This is a genomic window from Kitasatospora sp. NPDC059146, from assembly GCF_042786665.1.
Lineage (GTDB): Bacteria > Actinomycetota > Actinomycetes > Streptomycetales > Streptomycetaceae > Kitasatospora.
Genome location: NZ_JBHZCY010000075.1, coordinates 18,101 through 35,036 on the forward strand (window position 1 = coordinate 18,101; position 16,936 = coordinate 35,036).

At 73.4% G+C, this 16,936-nt stretch carries 14 protein-coding genes; 9 read left to right on the forward strand and 5 right to left on the reverse strand.

Features of this window, described 5'->3' with window-relative positions; translation table 11 throughout:
* Nucleotides 1–221: 221 nt before the first annotated feature.
* A complete protein-coding gene (locus ACFXPX_RS27675; RefSeq protein WP_380409533.1) occupies nt 222–1,022 on the reverse strand; it encodes an SAM-dependent methyltransferase in 801 nt (266 codons plus the stop codon).
* 201 nt (nt 1,023–1,223) lie between these two features.
* Here ACFXPX_RS27675 and ACFXPX_RS27680 point away from each other — a divergent pair, with 201 nt between their 5' ends.
* A complete protein-coding gene (locus ACFXPX_RS27680) occupies nt 1,224–2,159 on the forward strand; it encodes a RimK family alpha-L-glutamate ligase (protein ID WP_380593492.1) in 936 nt (311 codons plus the stop codon).
* A gap of 29 nt (nt 2,160–2,188) precedes the next feature.
* On the opposite strand, the gene ACFXPX_RS27685 is transcribed toward ACFXPX_RS27680, so the two are convergent.
* The 3 genes from ACFXPX_RS27685 to ACFXPX_RS27695 form a co-directional block, all read right to left on the reverse strand.
* Entirely contained in the window at nt 2,189–2,692 is a 504-nt protein-coding gene (locus ACFXPX_RS27685) for an ester cyclase (RefSeq protein WP_380643881.1), read from the reverse strand.
* A gap of 4 nt (nt 2,693–2,696) precedes the next feature.
* Nucleotides 2,697–4,103 carry an FAD-dependent oxidoreductase gene (locus ACFXPX_RS27690; protein WP_380643883.1) on the reverse strand — a complete coding sequence of 469 codons (1,407 nt, stop codon included), beginning with the start codon at nt 4,101–4,103 and terminating at the stop codon, nt 2,697–2,699.
* A gap of 162 nt (nt 4,104–4,265) precedes the next feature.
* Nucleotides 4,266–5,888: a PucR family transcriptional regulator gene (locus ACFXPX_RS27695; protein WP_380643885.1), complete on the reverse strand. Its 1,623-nt coding sequence runs from the start codon at nt 5,886–5,888 to the stop codon at nt 4,266–4,268.
* Between the two features lie 154 nt (nt 5,889–6,042).
* On the opposite strand from ACFXPX_RS27695, the gene ACFXPX_RS27700 reads away from it, so the two are divergent.
* The 8 genes from ACFXPX_RS27700 (at nt 6,043) to ACFXPX_RS27735 (ending at nt 15,137) form a co-directional block, all read left to right on the forward strand.
* Nucleotides 6,043–7,107 carry an ABC transporter ATP-binding protein gene (locus ACFXPX_RS27700; RefSeq protein ID WP_380409523.1) on the forward strand — a complete coding sequence of 355 codons (1,065 nt, stop codon included), beginning with the start codon at nt 6,043–6,045 and terminating at the stop codon, nt 7,105–7,107.
* A gap of 40 nt (nt 7,108–7,147) precedes the next feature.
* Nucleotides 7,148–8,353 carry an ABC transporter substrate-binding protein gene (locus tag ACFXPX_RS27705; RefSeq protein ID WP_380523727.1) on the forward strand — a complete coding sequence of 402 codons (1,206 nt, stop codon included), beginning with the start codon at nt 7,148–7,150 and terminating at the stop codon, nt 8,351–8,353.
* On the forward strand, nt 8,353–9,297 hold the full coding sequence (locus tag ACFXPX_RS27710; RefSeq protein ID WP_380523725.1) for an ABC transporter permease: 945 nt from the start codon (nt 8,353–8,355) through the stop codon (nt 9,295–9,297). Before ACFXPX_RS27705 ends, ACFXPX_RS27710 begins: the two co-directional genes overlap by 1 nt.
* A gap of 23 nt (nt 9,298–9,320) precedes the next feature.
* Entirely contained in the window at nt 9,321–10,133 is an 813-nt protein-coding gene (locus ACFXPX_RS27715) for an ABC transporter permease (RefSeq protein WP_380523723.1), read from the forward strand.
* Nucleotides 10,134–10,514: 381 nt separating this feature from the next.
* Nucleotides 10,515–12,425 (forward strand): putative Ig domain-containing protein, encoded by a 1,911-nt coding sequence (locus ACFXPX_RS27720; RefSeq protein ID WP_380523720.1) that lies wholly within the window; start codon nt 10,515–10,517, stop codon nt 12,423–12,425.
* Nucleotides 12,426–12,560: 135 nt separating this feature from the next.
* Nucleotides 12,561–13,010 carry a hypothetical protein gene (locus ACFXPX_RS27725; protein ID WP_380643887.1) on the forward strand — a complete coding sequence of 150 codons (450 nt, stop codon included), beginning with the start codon at nt 12,561–12,563 and terminating at the stop codon, nt 13,008–13,010.
* Nucleotides 13,011–13,148: 138 nt separating this feature from the next.
* Nucleotides 13,149–14,297: a serine hydrolase domain-containing protein gene (locus ACFXPX_RS27730; protein ID WP_380643888.1), complete on the forward strand. Its 1,149-nt coding sequence runs from the start codon at nt 13,149–13,151 to the stop codon at nt 14,295–14,297.
* 54 nt (nt 14,298–14,351) lie between these two features.
* Nucleotides 14,352–15,137, forward strand: a complete 786-nt coding sequence (locus ACFXPX_RS27735; RefSeq protein WP_380643889.1) for a MerR family transcriptional regulator — start codon at nt 14,352–14,354, stop codon at nt 15,135–15,137.
* Nucleotides 15,138–15,242: 105 nt separating this feature from the next.
* On the opposite strand, the gene ACFXPX_RS27740 is transcribed toward ACFXPX_RS27735, so the two are convergent.
* Nucleotides 15,243–16,895 (reverse strand): ABC-F family ATP-binding cassette domain-containing protein, encoded by a 1,653-nt coding sequence (locus ACFXPX_RS27740; protein WP_380643890.1) that lies wholly within the window; start codon nt 16,893–16,895, stop codon nt 15,243–15,245.
* Between the last annotated feature and the right edge of the window lie 41 nt (nt 16,896–16,936).

The following is a 16,936-nucleotide window of genomic DNA, read 5'->3' on the forward strand; positions in this document are numbered from 1 at the left end:
CCTCTCCTGGGGAACACGCCTGCGGAGGTGACACGGTTCGATGACGACCGAGTCCGCAGCCCAGGATCGGGGCCCGACACCTCAGGGGGTAAGAGCGCGCGGTTGCGCGCCGATGAGCCGGTAGTCGGATGGAATCACTCTGGTGGTGAACGCGACGGCGCCCGCTCCGGGCGCCGTCGGCGCGCCGGTGCGCTGCGGCCGGTCGGCCGTCTGTCCGGCCGTCAGTTCCTGCGGGCCAGGCCGCAGGAGATCAGCCGCTCCCACACCGTCAGGTCGCCGGTGCCACCGTCCCCGGGATCCGGGCGCCACGAGGAGCAGAACTCCAGCCCCGGTTCGAGCAGTTCGAGCCCGCCGAACAGGCCGAGCAGCTCCTCGTCGGTGCGCCAGCGGCCGCGGCCGAGACTGCCCTGGAGCTTCTGCTCCGCGAGCCGGGTCTCCTCGTTCGCGCCGGAGCGGAAGTGGGAGACGTACACCAGGCTGCCCGGGGCCACCCGGTCCGCCCACCAGCGCACCACGTCGGCGGGCCGCTCGTCGTCGTTGAGGTGGTGCAGGACGGCGCTGAACAGGACGCCCACCGGCCGGTCGAAGTCGATCAGGCGCCGCACCTCGGGGTGCTGGCGGATCGTCTCCGGCGCGCGCAGGTCCGCCTGGGCCACGGCGGTGCGGTCGTCGGTGGCGAGCAGCGCGCGGCCGTGGGCCAGCACCATGGGGTCGTTGTCGACGTAGACGACGTGCGCGTCGGGGGCGTGCCGCTGGGCGACCTGGTGCACGTTGTCGGCGGTCGGCAGCCCGCTGCCCATGTCGATGAACTGCCGGATGCCGTCGTCGGCCATCGCGCCCACGGCCCGCACCAGGGCCCGGCGGTTGGCGAAGGCGATCGCCACCGAGCCCGGCAGGTCCCGCAGGAAGAAGTCGCCGATCTCGCGGTCGACGGGGAAGTTGTCCTTGCCGCCCAGCAGGTAGTCGTAGACCCGGGCGATGCTCGGCTTCGACCGGTCGATCCCGCTGCTGTCATCGGCCATGCTGGCAACCCCGTCCTCGGCGTCCGTCGTGGGCCCGATCGTAGGAGAACGTCCTGGTCCCGGGCGGTAACCGACGGTTGATGTCGCGGAATCGGGCAGGTCCTGCCCGGACCTGCCTGGTCCTGCCAGAGCCTGTCCGGATCTGTCCGGGCGGGTGAGGCGGTCTTGTCCCGGGCGGGCATCGGCCGTCCAATGGCCGGTATGGCATCGAGCGAGCTCGTCCTGATGACCGATCACAGCTCGACCGAGGGCAGCCGCGACACCCTCGTCGCCGCGGTGCACGCCCTGACCGGCCGGGCCCCCGCCCTGCTGGACGCGCGACACTTCACCCCCGGCGGCAGCGGCCGGATCCGCACCGACGGCGAGGAACCGCGGCTGGAGGCGGACGGGGTGAGCGTGGGTGCCGACACCGTGCTGGTCTACGAGATCCCGCCACACCGGCGCCGGGACTTCGAGACGGTCCAGCACGGGCTGCGGGCGGCCGGCGTGCGCTCCCTCGGGACGAACGCGGCGGCCTGGCGGGCGGCGACCGAGAAGGACCGGACCGTCGCGTGCTTCACCCGTGACGGCATCGCCCACATGCCGACCGTGGCCTTCACCCGGCCCGACGCCGAGGAGGCCGCCGAGGCGTTCGAGCGGCTGGGCCGCGACGTCTGGGCCCGCCCGACGATCGGCATGGGCGGTACCGACGTCTTCCACGTTTCCACCCATGCCCAGCTCCGGGCCGCGGCCGAGTTCTACGCCCGTGCGGGCACCGGTTGGCTGATCGCCCGTGACGCCCGGAACTTCGGGCCCGACGGGCGGCGCCACCAGTACCGCGTGGTGGTGCTCGGCGGACGGGTCCTGCGGGTGGTCGAGCACGTCCAGCCGGACCCGGACGCACCGTGCAACGAGAGCCGGGGCGCCGTCTCCACTCGCCTGGAGCCGGGGGACCTGCCCGCCGGCCTGGCCGAACTCGCCGTCGCCGCGGCCGAGTCGCTCGGCCTGTCGTTCGCCGGGGTGGACCTCGCCGCGGAGAGCGGCGGCGTCGTCTTCGAGGTCAACGTCCACCCCGCGTTCGGCACCGACCGCGGCCTGGAGACCGTCGCCGTCCCCTACGTCGCCGCTCACCTGGCCGCCGGCGGAGTGTCCGGCTGAACCGTGCTCCGCCGCCCCCGGAGAAGTCCTCAGCCGGACGGGGTGGTCCCGGTGAACGGTGTGGCGGGCGCGGCGTGCGCGGTCGGCGCGGCGGCGGAGTCGGGGAGGACGCCGAGCTGTTGCAGGACGCCGGCCCGGTCGTAGGCGTCCACGGAGCGGGCGATCCGGCCGTCCTCGGCGAACTCGAGCAGGCTCATCAGGTAGAGCGAGAACCGCTTGCCGCGGCTGGACTCCGGGAGGCAGAGGAAAGGCTCCCGGACGGTGGCGCTGTAGTGCACGTGGGCCACCGCGTGGGACGGGCCGACCACCACGCCCTGGCCGACCGAACGGATGTCGGAGAAGAGCTCGCCGGCCCGGCTGAAGTACTCGTGCAGCTCCCGGTGGCCCCGGTAGGTGTGGTCGAACGCCTTGTCCTCGATCACGGCGTCCTCGGTGTAGTACTCCATCGCGTCGGCGGGGGCGGTGGGGGAGTCCCACATGGTCACCCAGCGTTCGACGAACGCCTTCCGCTCGCTCGGGTCGAAGTCCGGCACGGGTTCAGTCCTTTCCACGTGGGGGCGCGGTTCGAGGGGTGGGGCCCGGAGACCAGTGCCGGAGCACGGCGGCCATGACCCGTGGCGCCGCCAGTTCGGCCGGTGAGCCGGTCAGGCTGACGGCGTTCCAGACGGCGGTGGCGACCCGGGCGTCCTCGGCCGCGGCGCGCATGGTGGCCTGGAAGGACCTCGCCAGCAGGCCGGCGACGGCGGGGTGGGTGCCGGGGACCTGGGGCATGGCCCGGTCGGCCATGGTGGAGAACAGCCACGGGAGCCGCACCGCCCGGGCGGCCTCCCGGTAGAAGCGCCGGGGCAGGCCGGCCGGGCCGGCGGCGAGGCACCTGCGGAGCGCCCTGGCCTCCAGGGCGGCGACCGTCATGCCCGCGCCGTAGATCGGGTTGAGGCTGCACAGTGCGTCGCCGGTGGAGATCAGCCCGTCGGGGAGCCGGCGCAGCCGGTGGAAGTCCCGGCGCAGGGAGGCCGGGTAGGCGAAGGAGGAGACCCCGGTGATCGGCTCGGCGTTGCGGAGCGCGGTCGACGTCCCGGCGGGGAGCAGGTCCTCGGCGAAGTCGAGGAACCGCTCCGGCGAGAGGGGCGGGTGGTCGTCCTTGCCGAAGCCGTAAAGGGAGAGCACCCAGGCGTCGTGCTCCTGCTGGGTGAGGACGGCGCCGCGGGGGCGGGTGGTGGTCGCTCCGATCAGCACGCCCTTGGCTGCTCCCAGGGCGCCCGGGGCGACCCGGTAGCGGCGGCTGGCGTAGGCGACGTCGACGGCCAGGCGGGCCGTGGACGGCGCCCGGTACCCCAGGGACCTCAGCCAGGCCGCGCCCCGGCCCGCGCGGCCCATCGCGTCCACGACCAGGTCCGCGTGGACGGCCTCGGCGGAGTCGGGCTCGCCGGGGCGGGCCAGCCGGACCCCGCCGACCCGGGCCGGACCGGCGGTGATCGGGTCGGCGGTGATGGGGGCGGTGGCCTCCAGCCCCGACCGCAGGGTGACGCCGGGCAGCGCGCGGACCCGCTCGCGCAGCCGGTCCTCCAGGAAGGGCCGGCTCACCTGGAGCACCCGGCCGAGCGGCACCTGCCGTAGGCGCGACCCGAAGAAGACGATGTCGAGCTCGTCCAGGGCCCCGGCCAGGGTGCCGCCGTCGGCCGCCAACTCCTCGACTAATCCCGGGAAGAGCTCCGCCAGGACCTGCGCGCCGCCCGGCGTGAGCGAGTGGACGTGCGCCCCCTGCGGGACGCCGCGCCGGACGTCGGGGGGTTGCGGGTAGGTGTCCCGCTCGACGACGGTGACGTGCTCGAAGAACCCGGAGAGGGCCCGGGCGGCGCACAGGCCACTGATCCCCGCACCGAGCACGAGCGCGTGGCCCGCTCCGCCGCGACTGCCGCTGCGCCTGCTTCGCCGTGGACCCACGGTCGGCTCCGATCCCTCGCCGCCCGCCGACGGACGGGCGCCCCCACCCTGCCACCCGGCTCCCGGCCCGCACCACCGGGCAGTCACCCGTCCGGGTGATGGCGGCGGACCGGGCTCACCCGATCGGGTCCCCACCGCTGGCGGGGTGCCGGCGCGTTGGGGTCAGTCCTGCGGCTGCACGGCCGGTTGGCGCTCGGGGTAGGCGGCGAGCAGGGCCAGCCAGAGCTGGAAGCGGTCCTGCATGGAGGCCAGGGAGCGGCCGGTGAGCCGCTCGATCCGGTCCAGCCGGTAGCGGACGGTGTTGCGGTGGACGTACAGCCGGTCGGCGACCGCCTGCACCGAGCAGTCCGCCGCCAGGTAGGCGTGCAGGGTCGTGACCAGGTCGGCGCGGTTGGCCTCGTCGAAGCGGGTGAGCGGGCGCAGCACCTCGGCGGCGAGCTGCTTCAACGGCAGGTCGGGGCTGGACAGCAGCAGGCGGGGCAGGTTGAGCGGGTCGCCGCCGTGCACCCCGGGGCCTTTGGCGAGGGCGGCCTGGGCCTCGAACCAGCTCCAGCGCAGCCCGTCGACGCCCCGGTAGCAGCCGCCGACGCCGACCGCCGCGCGGGTGTCCAGGCCGGAGAGCGCGGTGCCGAGGCACCGGGCCAGGTCGTCGACCGGCGCGGAGCGGGGGAGCACCGCCACCAGGTACCGGTTGACGACGGCGGTGAGCACCGGCTCGGCGGAGTCGGGGTGCTCCGCCGGCAGCCAGGGCAGCCGGGCGAGCCGCCGGTCCGCCTCCGGCCCGCCGCGTCCGTCCGCGGCCCGCCCGTCCGCCTGCGCCCCGGCCCCGGCCCCAGAGCCGGACCCGGACCCGGCCCCCTCCGGCGCCAGCCGGCCCAGCACCACCCGGTGGGCGGCCCGGGGGTCGAGCCCGAACGCGGCGAGCCGGCGCTCGGCGGTGGCCGGCGCGATCACGTCCCGCACGATGTCCTCGACGACCTGGCCGACCAGCTCCCGCCGCCCGGCCAGGTGGGCCTGACGGCGGGCCAGCTCCAGCCCGACCAGCCGGACGGCGTACGGGAGGACGTCCGCCGCCGGGCCCGCCGAGCGCAGGCAGAGGAAGGCCGCGACCGCGCCGTCGACCTGCACCGGCAGCCGCAGCGGCCCGGCGCCGCCGGGCACCTCCGCGCCCGTCCGCCCGGCGGCCAGGTGCTCCGGCCGCCCGGCCGCCCGCAGCTCCGCGAACAGCGCCTCCGACCGCTCCGGACTGGCGGCCAGCACCACCCCGTGCCGGTCCACCACGGCGACCTCCGAGCCGGTGGCCCGCCGCAGCACCCGCAGCAGCGCGGTCAGGCCCTCGCCGCCGAGCAGCGCCTGGACCAGCAGGTCGTGCTGGTCGACCAGCCGCCGCTGCGCGCTGTGGTCCTCGGCCGTGATCCGTTCGGCGACCAGCCGGTTCACCGCGATGAACGGCGTCTCGTACGGGACCTCCAGCACCGCCAGGCCCTGCCGTTCGGCCTCGGCGACGGTGGCCCGGGGCACGGCGGGGTGGCTCAGTCCGGTGCCGAAGCCGATCCCCGAGGCGCCGGCGGCCGCCACCCGTTGGACGAAGGCGGTCTGCGCGGCGGCGCCGCGCTGCCGCAGGCCGGTGGTGAGGAGCAGTTCGCCGCCCGTCAACCACTCCGTCGGGTCGGCGAGTTCGGTCACCGCGACCCAGCGCACGACCCGGTCGAGCCCGGCCGTGCCGGTGCACAGTCGCAGGCCGAGGCCCTCTTCCCGAAGCAGATCGCGCAGCGTCACCGGCATGCGCCGGACTGTAGCGCCGCACAACTCGCCGACGGAAGACCGTGCGGGCGTCCATAGCCGGGCGGGGTGGTCCCTTCCTAGGGTTCCGTGCGAACCGACACGACAACCCGTCCGTACCGTCCGCTTGTCGTACCAGCCAGAAGGGCCACCGGAGTTGAGCAGCCACGACCGTCCACCCCGACCGGAGCCGGCCCCCGGCGCGGTCCGGCTCGAAGGGCTGGCCAAGACCTTCGACGGCCAGGTCCGCGCGGTCGACGGCGTCGACCTGGACATCGGCGAGGGCGAGTTCTTCGCGATGCTCGGGCCCTCCGGCTCGGGGAAGACCACCGTGCTGCGCATGATCGCCGGCTTCGAGGCCCCGAGCTCCGGCCGGGTCCTGCTGGGCGGCGCCGACGTCACCGGCCTGCCGCCGTTCGACCGGGACGTCAACACGGTGTTCCAGGACTACGCGCTGTTCCCGCACATGACGATCGAGCAGAACGTCGGCTACGGCCTGATGGTCCGCCGGGTGCCGAAGCCCGCACGGGCCGAGCGGGTGCGTGCGGCGCTCGCCATGGTCCGGCTGGAGGGCTTCGAGCGCCGCCGCCCGGCCCAGCTCTCCGGCGGCCAGCGCCAACGCGTCGCGCTGGCCAGGGCGTTGGTGAACCGCCCGAAGGTGCTGCTGCTGGACGAGCCGCTCGGTGCGCTCGACCTGAAACTGCGGCACGAGATGCAGGCCGAGCTCAAGCGGATCCAGCGCGAGGTCGGGATCACCTTCGTGTTCGTCACCCACGACCAGGACGAGGCCCTGACGATGAGCGACCGCGTCGCGGTGTTCAACGCGGGCCGGATCGAGCAGGTCGGCCCGCCCGCCGAGGTGTACGAGCACCCGGCCACCGCCTTCGTGGCCGGCTTCGTCGGCACCTCCAACCTGCTGGACGGCCCGGCCGCCGAGCAGGTGGTGGGCGAGGCCGGGCTGTTCAGCGTCCGCCCGGAGAAGATCCGGATAGCGCACCCGGACGACCCGGCCGGGCCGGACGAGCTGTCCGCCACCGGGCGGGTCGCCGAGGTCGTCTACGCGGGCGGCCACACCCGCTTCCTGGTCGACCTGGAGGCCGGCGGGCGGCTGACCGCCGTCCGGCAGAACGTCGACGAGGGCTCCGCCGACGTCCTGCGCCACCGCGGCGCCGAGGTCGTCCTCGCCTGGCAGCGCCGGCACACCGTCCGGGTCGGCTCCTGACCCACCCCCACCCCCTCACCGAAGATCGGAACACCCCGCCATGCGCATCCCCCTGATCGCCCGCGCCGCGGCCGCCGCCACCGCCGCCGTCCTGCTCGCCGCAGGGTGCGGCAGCAGCAGCGGCGGCACGGGCGCCGCGAACGGCTCGCACGGGCTGAACCCGCCGAAGCTGCCGATGCTCCAGTCCCTGGGCGCCGGGGAGGGCCAGGTGAACCTGGTCGCCTGGGCCGGGTACGCCGAGGACGGCTCGGACGACAAGGGCGTCGACTGGGTCCACCCCTTCGAGCAGCAGACCGGCTGCAAGGTCAACGCGAAGATCGCCGGGACCTCCGACGAGATGGTCTCGCTGATGAAGACCGGCCAGTACGACGCCGTCTCGGCCTCCGGCGACGCGACCCTGCGACTGATCGCCGCCGGTGACGTCGCCCCCGTCAACACCGCCCTGGTGCAGAACTACGCGGACGTCTTCGACGGCCTCAAGAACCAGCCCTGGAACTCGGTGAACGGCCAGATGTACGGCATCCCGCACGGCCGCGGCGCCAACCTGCTGATGTACCGCACCGACAAGGTCACCCCGGCCCCCGACTCCTGGAGCGTGGTCTTCGACGGCGCCGCGCCCTACGCCGGCCACGTCACCGCCTACGACTCCCCGATCTACATCGCCGACGCCGCGCTCTACCTGATGAAGACGAAGCCGGAACTCGGCATCACCAACCCGTACGCGCTGGACGCGACCCAGCTCAAGGCGTCCGTCGACCTGTTGAAGACCCAGCACAAGGCGATCGGCGAGTACTGGAGCGACTTCCAGAAGTCGGAGAACTCCTTCAAGACCGGGGACACCGTGGTCGGCACCAGCTGGCAGGTGATCGCCAACCTGGCCCAGGCGGACAAGGCGCCGGTCAAGGCCGTGCTGCCGAAGGAGGGCGCCACCGGCTGGTCCGACACCTGGATGGTGTCGGCCAAGGCCGCCCACCCCAACTGCGCCTACCAGTGGATGAACTGGATCGTCTCGCCGACCGCGAACGCCCAGGTCGCCCAGTGGTTCGGCGAGGCGCCGGCCAACTCCAAGGCCTGCGACCTGACCACCGACAAGGGCTTCTGCACCACCTTCCACGCCGCCGACGAGGCCTACTGGAAGGACGTGTACTACTGGACCACCCCGGTCAAGAGCTGCCTGGACGGCCGCACGGTGGCCTGCACCGACTACGCCGCCTGGACGTCCGCCTGGACCGAGATCAAGGGCTGATGACCGCGACCGGCACGACCGGCCCGGCGACCGGCCCGACCGGCACGGCCGCCGCACCCGCCCCGGCACCGCAGCCGCGGCGGGGCGGCGTGCGGCGGGCCGCCTCCGTACTGCACCGGCACGCCGGGCTGCGGCTGGCGCTGCTGCTGTCCGTCCCGATGGCCTGGCTGCTGCTCGCCTACCTGGGGTCGCTGGCCGTCCTGCTGCTCTCGGCCTTCTGGGCGGTCGACGACTTCACCTACGACCTCGTCCGGGTCTGGAACACCGCCAACTTCCACACCGTCCTCACCGAGCCGGTCTACCGGACGATCGCCCTGCGCACGCTCGGCATCGCCGCCGCCGTCACCGTCATCGACGCCGTGGTGGCCTTCCCGATGGCCTTCTACATGGCCCGGATCGCCCGGCCGCGCACCCGCAAGCTGCTGGTGGTGGCCGTCCTGACGCCGCTGTGGGCCAGCTACCTGGTGAAGGCCTACGCCTGGCGGGTCATCCTCGGCCAGGGCGGCGTGCTGGACCGGCTCGGCGCCCCGTTCGGGCTGTCCAGCCCGGGGTACGGCACCACGGCGGTGATCCTGGTCCTCGCCTACCTGTGGCTGCCGTACATGATCCTGCCGGTCTACGCCGGACTGGACAACCTGCCCGGCAACCTGCTCGACGCCTCCGCCGACCTGGGCGCCTCCGCCTGGCGGACCTTCCGCTCGGTGGTCCTCCCGCTGGTCCTGCCCTCGGTGTTCGCCGGGTCGGTGTTCACCTTCTCGCTCAGCCTGGGCGACTACATCACCGTACGGATCGTCGGCGGCAAGACCCAGGTGCTGGGCACCGCGATCGCCGACAACGTGACGCTCAACCTGCCGCTGGCCGCCGCGCTGTCCTGCGTCCCGGTGGTGATGATCGTCGGCTACCTGCTCGCCGTGCGCCGCACCGGCGCCCTGGACTCGCTGTAGGACCCCTTCGGAGGCGTACCCCCGTGATCCTCTCCCGCCGCACCCGGATCGCGCTGCGCGCGGCCACCTTCCTCGGCCTCGCCGTCGTCTACCTGCCGCTGCTGCTGGTGCTGGTCAACTCGTTCAACCGGGACCGCTCCTTCGCCTGGCCGCCGACCGGGTTCACCACCGAGTGGTGGGTCCGGGCCTGGCAGTCCGAGGGCGCCCGCAGCGCCCTGGTCTCCTCGCTGCAGGCCGGGGCGGGGGCCACCCTGGTGGCGCTGGTCCTGGGCACCATGACGGCCTTCGCCGTCCAGCGGTACCGGTTCTTCGGCCGCCAGGCGGTGTCCTTCCTGGTGATCCTGCCGATCGCGCTGCCCGGCATCGTCACCGGCATCGCGCTCAACGCCGCGTTCCGCACGGTGCTGGGCCCGGCCGGCATCGGCTTCGGCCTGCTCACCGTGGTGATCGGGCACGCCACCTTCTGCGTGGTGGTGGTCTTCAACAACGTCCTCGCCCGGCTGCGCCGGCTGGCCCCCTCGGCCGAGGAGGCCTCGGCGGACCTCGGCGCCCACACCTTCCAGACCTTCCGGCACGTCACCTTCCCGGCGGTGCGGTCGGCCCTGCTCGCGGGCGGCCTGCTGGCCTTCGCGCTGTCCTTCGACGAGATCGTGGTGACCACCTTCACGGCCGGTCCGACCGTCCAGACCCTGCCGGTCTGGATCTACGCCAACCTCGCGCGCCCCAACCAGGCCCCGGTGGTGAACGTGGTGGCGGCGGTGCTGGTGCTGCTCTCCGTCGTCCCGGTGTACCTGGCCCAGCGGCTGTCGGCGGACAGCGCCGGCGGGCGGTTGTGACGGGTGTTGTGCGACAGCTGGTTCCGAAAAAGCTGCAATGTTGAAACGGTGACGTTTCACCGAATGTCGAAACAGTCTTCCGAGCGATATTCAGTGAATGCGAAGGGAGGCGAATTGACTTCCCATCACTCCCTTCACCTGCCCGGACGCCGTTCTTAATGTTTCCTTACCCGCAGCCGTTGACCACCGTTCATCAACTCTGCTTTCCTTCATCCCCAAGCAGCTGGCCCCACCGAGAGACCGTCAATTCCGGCTGTCCGGAAGATAGAACCGGATTCGGCGCTCGGTGGATTCCGCCTGCTGCTCCTTCCCCACAAAGGGATCGTTCGCGGCCCCCCGGCCGCAACGGGCGATCGGTAAGCAGAGAGGCACCCTCACCCCATGGGTCACTCCCCCAGAATGCGGCGCGCGAAGAACGCGGCGCTCACCGGCCTGGCGTCCATCGCGCTCGCCGCCGCCGGTCTCGCCGGCGCGGCCGGACCGGCCGCCGCCCAGGACATCTCCAGCTCCTCGGGCAGCGTCAACAACGAGTTCAACCCCTGGAGCCCCCAGAACGGCCACCCGTACCGCCACGGCGCGGTGATGGGCAAGCAGCAGCAGAAGAAGTACAAGGAGTGGATGGCCGCCCACAACCAGGCGGCGGCCACCGGCCAGGAGACGCTCTCCTACGGCGGCGGCGTCGACGGCATCGGCGTGCAGAGCGGCCACTCCAAGGTCTACCTGGTCTTCTACGGCACCCAGTGGGGCACCCAGAGCACCGACGCCAACGGCAACGCCAAGTTCTCCGGCGACTCGGCCGGCGCGGCCGGTGCCACCCAGCAGATGTTCAAGGGCATCGGCACCAACGGCGAGACCTGGTCGGCCGACCTGACCCAGTGGTGCGACGGCCCCAACGTCGCCTCCGGCGCGGTCAGCTGCCCGTCGAACGCCAACTTCATCCCGTACCAGAGCGGCGGCGTGCTCTCCGGCGTCTGGTACGACAACGCGGCCGCCTCGCCCGCCTCGGCCAGCGGCAACCAGCTGGCCCAGGAGGCCGTCAAGGCCGCCGGCCACTTCGGCAACACCACGGCCGCCGCCAACCGCGACGCGTACTACATCGTCCTGTCGCCGCACGGCACCAACCCGGACGACTACCAGAACCCCACCACCGGGTACTGCGCCTGGCACGACTGGAACGGTGACACCACCCTCAACGGCGGCGCGGCCAGCTCGCCCTACGGCGACATCGCCTTCTCCAACCAGCCGTACAACATCGACCAGGGCAGCAGCTGCGGCGTCGGCTTCGTCAACTCGCCCGGCACGCTGGACGGCTTCACGATGACCCTCGGCCACGAGTGGCACGAGATGATGTCCGACCAGAACCCGGCCGGCGGCTGGACCAACCACGTCTCCGGCAGCTCGTACAACGGCCAGGAGAACTCGGACGAGTGCGCCTGGATCCAGCCCGGCTCGACCGGTGGCGCCGCCAACGTCTCCTTCGGCTCCTACGGCACCTTCGCCGAGCAGGCCAGCTGGTCGAACGACACCAACTCCTGCGCCATCACCCACGCCATCCTGAACCACGGCGGCGGCACCACCAACACCGTCACGGTGACCAACCCGGGCAACCAGTCGGGCACCGTCGGCACGGCGGCCAGCCTGCAGATCGGCGCGAGCGACTCGGCCTCCGGCCAGACCCTGACCTACTCGGCCACCGGCCTGCCCGCCGGCCTGTCGATCAACTCCTCGACCGGCCTGATCTCCGGCACCCCGACCGCCGCCGGCACCGCCAACGTGACGGTCACCGCGACCGACACCACCGGCGCCGCGGGCAGCACCACGTTCAGCTGGACCGAGTCCGGCGGCTCCGGCGGCGGCAACGCCGTCACCAACGGCGGCTTCGAGACCGGCAGCCTGAGCGGCTGGACCGCCGCCGGTACCACCTCCGCCACCACGGGCGCGGCGCACAGCGGCAGCTACGGCGCGATGGTCGGCTCCACCAACCCGACCGGGGACTCCTCCGTCGCCCAGACCTTCACCGCCCCGACCGGCTCCAGCAAGCTGTCCTTCTGGTACAGCAACACCTGCGACGACACGGTCACCTACGACTGGGCCACCGCCACGTTGAAGGACAACACCACCGGCACCACCACCACGGTCCTCGCCAAGACCTGCACCACCACCGGCAGCTGGACCAACAAGACGGCCGCCGTCACCCCGGGCCACTCGTACACCCTCACCCTGAGCAACCACGACGACAACTACCCGGGTGACCCGACCTACACCTACTACGACGACGTGACCGTCTCCTGACGATCGCCTCGGCTCGACGCACCGGGGTGGGCCTCGCGCCCGCCCCGGTGCGGTACTTCCGCATTCGGGGGGATCCGATCCGGCGTCCCGCGCGTCGAACCACCACCGCTTCCACCCCGACCCGGAGGAACCCCCGTGAATCTCGGCAGACCCCTCACCCTCGCCCTCGGCTGCGCCGCCGCCCTGCTGGCCCTGACCGGCTGCGGCTCCACCGGCGCGCCCGCCCCGGCGTCCCCCACGGCCCTGGTCACGATCAAGCCGGCCGCCGTGACCGCCGACGAGAAGGCCAACCACACCACGGTGAAGGCGACCGTCGGGGCCACCGTCTCGGTCGAACTCCAGGGGACGTACTGGTCCGCCGCCACCAGCTCCGCCCCCGAGGTGCTCTCCCCGCTCGGCTCCCCGACCACCGCGCCGTCCCCCTCCTGCCGCCCCGGCGGCGGCTGCGGCACCGTCACCACCTCCTTCACCGCCCGTACGGCGGGCACGGCCCACCTGACCGCCTCCCGCACCGTCTGCGGCGAGGCCCTCAACTGCACGCCGAACCAGCGCAGTTACGACGTGACGATCGAGGTCACCGGCTGAGTCGCCGGCTGAGTCCCCGGCGCGGTGCGCAGCGCCGCTGTGAGCCGGATCACGCTTGAGCCCGCCCCTGGGGCAGGGTGGAGATTCGTCGTAGCAGCCGGACCGCGGTCCGGGCACGACGAACACCGGGGAGCACCCATGGCCACCACCCACCCTGACCGATCCGCCGACCCCGACCAGGGGCAGGACCGACCGGAACTGCGGCGGGCGATCGAGGAGCTGGCCGGCTCCGGCTTCCTCGGCGTGCAGCTGCGGGTGAGCGACGAACGGGGCAGCTGGGCCGGCGGCGCCGGAGTGCGCGAACGGGGCGGCGACGCCCCGGCGCTGACCGACGGGCACTTCCGGATCGGCAGCAGCACCAAGAGCTTCGTCGCCACCACCGTGCTGCTGCTGGTCGCCGAGGGCCGGATCGGCCTGGACACCCCCGCCGACCACTACCTGCCCGAACTCGGGCTGGACCACCGGATCACCGTACGGATGCTGCTCCAGCACACCAGCGGCGTGTTCAGCCACACCGGCGAGCTGCTGGCGGACGGCACGGTCGAGCCCGGCGTCCCCTGGCGGGGCAAGGAGTGGGTGGACCTGCGCTTCCACACCTACCGGCCCGAGGAACTGGTCCGGCTGGCGCTGTCCCGGGCGCCGAGGTTCGCGCCGGGGGAGGGCTGGAGCTACTCCAACACCAACTACGTGCTGGCCCGGCTGGTGATCGAACGGGCCACCGGCCGGACGTTCGCCGAGGAGCTGCGGCGGCTCGTGCTGGCCCCGCTGGGGCTGACCGGCACCGTGGCGCCGGGCAGCTCGCCCGAGCTCCCCGAGCCGCACCACCACGGCTACTACCGCTACCGGGACGGCGGGCAGGAGCACACGGTCGACGTCACCCGGCACGACCCCAGCTGGGTCGCGGCCGGCGGCGACATGATCTCGACCACCCAGGACCTGCACACCTACTTCGCCGCGCTGATGGGCGGCCGACTGCTGCCCGCCGGGCTGCTGGCCGAGATGCGCACCCCGGAGGAGCGGGCCGGCTACGGCCTCGGCCTGTTCGCCCAGGACCTCGGCCCGGCCGGCGGCACGATCTACCACCACAACGGCGCCACCATCGGCTCGGCGGCGCTGATGTACGGCTCCGCCGACGGGAGCCGGGTCCTGACGGCCGGTCTGAACTTCGTGGACGACCCGGAGATGTCCGTCGCCGCGGGCTTCCAGCGGGCCCAACAGCTGCTGGTGGGCGCGGTGTTCGGCGGCGAGCAGGCCGGGCCGGCCGAGCCGACCGGGTCGGCGGGCTGACCGGCCGACCGCCGGCCGCCGGGCCCGGGCCCGATCGCACGGGAGACTTGGCGCATGATGAGCGGAGTCACGATCGGTCAGGCGGCGTCCTTCCTCGGCGTCTCGGTGAAGACGGTGCGGCACTACCACGAGCACGGGCTGGTGGCGGAGCCGCCGCGGGACGGCTCCGGCTACCGGCGGTACGGCTCGGACCACCTGCTGCGCCTGGTACAGGTGCGCACGCTGGCCACCGCCGGGGTCCCGCTGGCCGAGGTCGGGCCGCTGCTCGACGCCGGGCCCGAGGAGTTCACCGCCGCCCTGGCCGACGTCCGACGACGGCTGGCCGAGCGGATCGCCGAACTGGAGGAGCGCCGCGCCACGCTGCACCGGCTGGCCGAGGGCGACCGGGCCCTGCTGCCCGACCGCGCCTGCGCCGTCCTGGACCGGATGGCTGGACTCGGCTTCGGCCCGGACTACGTGGCCGGGCAGCGCGAGGCGCTGGTGCTCGCCCGGGTGCTGGTGCCCGGCGGCTTCGACGCCTTCCTCGCCCAGCTCGAACGACAGCTGGACGACCCCGGTTTCGTCGACCTGGCCCAGCGGGCCTGGGAGGCCGAGGGCTGGGAGCCGGACGATCCGAGGATCGAGGAACTCGCCGACGCCATGGCCGAGCGCTACCTCGCCAACCCCGCGCTGCTGGCCGATCCGGCCGGCCTGGAGGCCTGGAGCAGGGCCGCCACCCAGTACCGGCTGATCGACCGCCACCGCGAGGACCAGACCCCGAGCGCGGCCCGGCTGACCGCCCTCACCGAGGCCAGGCTCCGCTCGGCAGGGGCGCCGGCGCCCCGGGTGCCCCGGCGGTGAACCGCGTTGGGGCCGCCTCGGGGGTGCGCCACGCCCGGAGGGCAACGGCCCGGCGGGTCGGCGGGCCTCGGCGCGGCCCCGCCGGCCGCCGCGGGGGAGCGGGCCTCAGGCGGTCGGGGCGCTGGTCTCGGTCAGCGTGCCGTCCGCCAGCCGCAGCCAGCGGTCGACGCCGATGCCGGCCAGGAAGCGTTCGTCGTGGCTCACCACCAGGAACGCCCCCTGGTAGGAGTTGAGGGCGCCCTCCAACTGCCCGACGCTGACCAGGTCGAGGTTGTTGGTCGGCTCGTCGAGCAGCAGCAGCTGCGGTGCGGGCTCGGCGCACAGCACGCAGGCCAGGGTGGCGCGCAGCCGCTCGCCGCCGGACAGTGCCCGCACCGGCAGGTGGGCGCGGGCGCCGCGGAACAGGAAGCGGGCGAGGATGTTCATCCGCTCGGCCTCGGGGCGCTCCGGCGCGGCGGCGGCGAAGTTCTCAGCCACGGTGCGGTCCTGGTCCAGCAGGTCCAGCCGCTGGGAGAGGTAGGCGACCCGGCCGTCGGCGCGCTTGACCTGGCCCTCGTCCGGGGCGAGGTCCCCGACGAGCAGGCGCAGCAGGGTCGTCTTCCCCGCGCCGTTGGCGCCGAAGAGGGCGATCCGCTCCGGGCCGCGGACGGTCAGGTCGATCCCGCCGTCGGCGAACAGCGGGCTGCCGTCGCGCCGGACCTGGAGCTGCTCGCCGATGAAGAGGTCGCGCCCGCTGGGCACCCTGGTCCCGGAGAGGTCGAGGGTGAGCCGCTGCTCCTCGCGCACGGCGCGCCCGGCCTCGTCCAGCCGGGCCTTGGCCTCGTCGACCCGGGCGGAGTGCACCTGGCCGGAGCGCCCGGCCGACTCCTGGGCGCCGCGCTTCATGTTCCCGGCGAAGATCCGGGGCAGCCCGGCGTTCTTGAGGTTGCGCGCGGCGTTGCCGGCCCGGCGTTCGGCGCGCTCCCGGGCCTGCTGCATCTCGCGCTTCTCGCGCTTGAGGTCCTGCTCGGCGTTGCGGACGTTCTTCTCGGCGACCTCCCGCTCGGCCTGGACCGCCTCCTCGTACGCGGTGAAGTCGCCTCCGTAGAGGCGCAGTTCGTGCGAGTCGAGTTCGGCGATGCGGTGCATCCGGTCGAGCAGGGCGCGGTCGTGGCTGACCAGCAGCAGGCAGCCGTTGAAGTCCTCCAGCGCGTCGTACAGGCGGTGCCGGGCACCGAGGTCGAGGTTGTTGGTGGGCTCGTCGAGCAGCAGGACGTCCGGTCGCTTCAACAGCTGGGCGGCGAGGCCGAGTCGGACGACCTGGCCGCCGCTGAGGGTGCCCAGTCGGCGGTCCAGCGGCAGCGCGCCGAGGCCGAGGCGTTCGAGCTGGGCGAGGGAGCGCTCCTCGATGTCCCAGTCGTCACCGATGGTGGTGAAGTGCTCCTCGGCGACGTCCCCGGACTCCACCGCGTCGATGGCCCGGATCACCCCGGCCACGCCGAGCACTTCGGCGACGGTGAGGCCGGCCGTGAGCGGGAGGTCCTGCGGGAGGTAGGCGGCCGTGCCGTTGATCGTCACCGACCCGGTGGAGGGGCGCAGTTGACCGGCGATCAGCTTGAGCAGGGTGCTCTTGCCCGAGCCGTTGGGCGCGACCAGGCCGGTGCGGCCGGTGCCGACGGAGAAGGAGAGGTCGTGGAACACGGGGGTGTCGTCCGGCCAGGAGAAGGACAGCTGGGAGCCGACGACGGACGCGGAAGACGCAGAGGACGCAGAAGACATGGAGGACTACCTGGAAGTGAGCGGGCGGAGACGAGTCCGGC

Excerpts from the sequence above, each read along its gene's own strand:
- ACFXPX_RS27675 (WP_380409533.1), bottom strand. The coding sequence starts at position 1,022 with ATGGCCGATGACAGCAGCGGGATCGACCGGTCGAAGCCGAGCATCGCC.
- ACFXPX_RS27680 (WP_380593492.1), top strand. The coding sequence starts at position 1,224 with ATGGCATCGAGCGAGCTCGTCCTGATGACCGATCACAGCTCGACCGAG.
- ACFXPX_RS27695 (WP_380643885.1), bottom strand. The coding sequence starts at position 5,888 with ATGCCGGTGACGCTGCGCGATCTGCTTCGGGAAGAGGGCCTCGGCCTG.
- ACFXPX_RS27705 (WP_380523727.1), top strand. The coding sequence starts at position 7,148 with ATGCGCATCCCCCTGATCGCCCGCGCCGCGGCCGCCGCCACCGCCGCC.
- ACFXPX_RS27710 (WP_380523725.1), top strand. The coding sequence starts at position 8,353 with ATGACCGCGACCGGCACGACCGGCCCGGCGACCGGCCCGACCGGCACG.
- ACFXPX_RS27720 (WP_380523720.1), top strand. The coding sequence starts at position 10,515 with ATGGGTCACTCCCCCAGAATGCGGCGCGCGAAGAACGCGGCGCTCACC.
- ACFXPX_RS27730 (WP_380643888.1), top strand. The coding sequence starts at position 13,149 with ATGGCCACCACCCACCCTGACCGATCCGCCGACCCCGACCAGGGGCAG.
- ACFXPX_RS27735 (WP_380643889.1), top strand. The coding sequence starts at position 14,352 with ATGATGAGCGGAGTCACGATCGGTCAGGCGGCGTCCTTCCTCGGCGTC.
- ACFXPX_RS27740 (WP_380643890.1), bottom strand. The coding sequence starts at position 16,895 with ATGTCTTCTGCGTCCTCTGCGTCTTCCGCGTCCGTCGTCGGCTCCCAG.